This is a genomic window from Pseudomonas sp. AGC41 (genome assembly GCF_057334555.1).
This window is the reverse complement of sequence record NZ_JBHFJB010000133.1, coordinates 1-2,093: the sequence shown is the minus strand read 5'-3', so window position 1 is coordinate 2,093 and position 2,093 is coordinate 1. Positions and strand designations below refer to the sequence as shown.

2 protein-coding genes and 1 pseudogene are annotated in these 2,093 nt (G+C 54.9%); all 3 read left to right on the top strand.

Annotation, left to right across the window (positions count from 1 at the left end):
- On the top strand, positions 1-699 hold a 699-nt coding region (locus ACE04F_RS21905), incomplete at its 5' end, for an RHS repeat-associated core domain-containing protein (protein ID WP_486109895.1).
- A gap of 16 nt (positions 700-715) precedes the next feature.
- A complete protein-coding gene (locus tag ACE04F_RS21900) occupies positions 716-985 on the top strand; it encodes a DUF7710 domain-containing protein (protein WP_486109894.1) in 270 nt (89 codons plus the stop codon).
- 208 nt (positions 986-1,193) lie between these two features.
- Positions 1,194-2,093: pseudogene (locus tag ACE04F_RS21895) on the top strand (type IV secretion protein Rhs); the annotation flags it as partial.

The following is a 2,093-nucleotide window of genomic DNA, read 5'->3' as shown; positions in this document are numbered from 1 at the left end:
CCCAGCCTGTACGTGTATGCCGATCCGGGCAGCTATGAACCGCTGGCACGCCTTGATGGCAAGCCCGGTAGTGAAGCGATCTTCTACTTCCACACCAACCTGGCCGGGCTGCCGGAACAGCTCACCGATACTGACGGCAATACGGTGTGGCACAGCGAGTACCAGGCCTGGGGCAGAACGCGGGACGAATGGCATGATCGGCAGGCCGGGCGTGAGCAGAACCTGCGGTTTCAAGGCCAGTACCTTGACCGCGAAACCGGGCTGCACTACAACACCTTCAGGTTTTTTGATCCGGATGTGGGAAGATTTACCCAGCCGGATCCGATTGGGTTGTTGGGTGGGCTGAACCTCTATCGATACGCGCCGAACGCGATTGGGTGGATTGATCCGCTTGGATTAAATCCATGCGATACCAACAAGGGAAATGGCAAATTCACCGAGCCAGTACTACCACCAAAATTAATCGCACAACATGGAAATGTTAAAATTGTCCACTACACCCGAAGTGGAGATCATGGCCCCGCACATCTGCACGTCAAGGGAGGAGGTAAAGAGACGAAAATAGGTCAAGCAGGAAAACCAATAAAAGGCTCTCCTACTCCGACTTCCGAACAACAAGCTGTAATCGATATCAATAAATCAGCAATCAGAAAATCAGTCAACAAAATACAGCGCTGGTTCAAGTTCCAAACTCGCTAACAGAAGGCTAAACAAAATGAAAGATATTTGGGTATTTAATGGCGTAATGGCCCGCTTTCCATCAGGATTATTCACTTCGCTTGAAGATGCAAAAACCTGGATAAAGCATAACAAACTCACAGGCGTCCTCACTAAATACCCCGTCAACACAGGAGTTTATGACTGGGCAATTAAAAAAAGCTTTTTCCGTCCTACCGAAGACAAACATAGCTCATCGTCATTTATTGGTAGTTTCACATGCGCAGCCATGGATCATCTTCATTTCGAGGATGGGGAGGAAGATTGACAAAATACCCCTACAAGATTTGCTCCGATTCGGAGAGCCTCCTGATACTAGGGTCACAATTTACAGACAACTAAGGCGCGCAGTAGCGTCTCGAATAAGTTTACGACGCGCTGGGCAACCTGGAACCCTGACCCTGCCCGACCAACGTCAGCTCAATCACCTGTACTACGGCAGCGGCCACCTACACCAGCTCAACCTCAATGGCCGGGTGATCGGCGATTTCGAGCACGACTCACTGCACGAGGAAGTGCTGCGTACCCAGGGCGCCCTGCACACCCGCACCCGCACCCGCTACGACCGCAATGGCCGCCTCAGCCAGAAGGCGCTCCATTATCAAAATGTCGCCCGCGAAGTGTTGCCATTGTTGCAGAAGGACTACCAGTACGACGCCAGCGACAATCTGATAGCCGAAATACTGACCCAGACGCAGCGCTCAGGCGCTAATCACCCGGCCACGGCGTCCAATGACGACAGCCTGATCGGGCGTTTTCACCACCCGTCAATGACCGGCAAGTCCTATCAAGGCAGCGCGCAATACGGCTACAACCCCGTCGAGCAGCTCCAGAGCATGCACCGCACCAGTCCTGGGGCGCAGGGCCAGCACATCGAGAGCCTGAACTACGATGCGGCCGGCAACCTGTTCGACGGCTACCGAGTCAATGGACTGATCAAGCACAACCGGGTGCATGTGTATCAGGACAGGCGTTATCGCTACGACCGTTTTGGGCGGCTGAGCGAAAAGCGCATCGGCAGCAGCCGAATCCAGCGTTTCGAATACGACGCGGAACACCGTCTGATCGAGGTAAATCAACGGAACGGCGCCCTGCGCCAGCGCGTGGTGTTCGGCTACGACCCGCTGGGGCGGCGTATCAGCAAGCAGGTGTATAACGATGACGCCAGTGAACCGAGCAACCGCACGCTGTTCCACTGGCAGGGCTTGCGCCTGCTGGAAGAGGTACAGGACGGCAGGCCCAGCCTGTACGTGTATGCCGATCCGGGCAGCTATGAACCGCTGGCACGCCTTGATGGCAAGCCCGGTAGTGAAGCGATCTTCTACTTCCACACCAACCTGGCCGGGCTGCCGGAACAGCTCACCGATACTGACGGC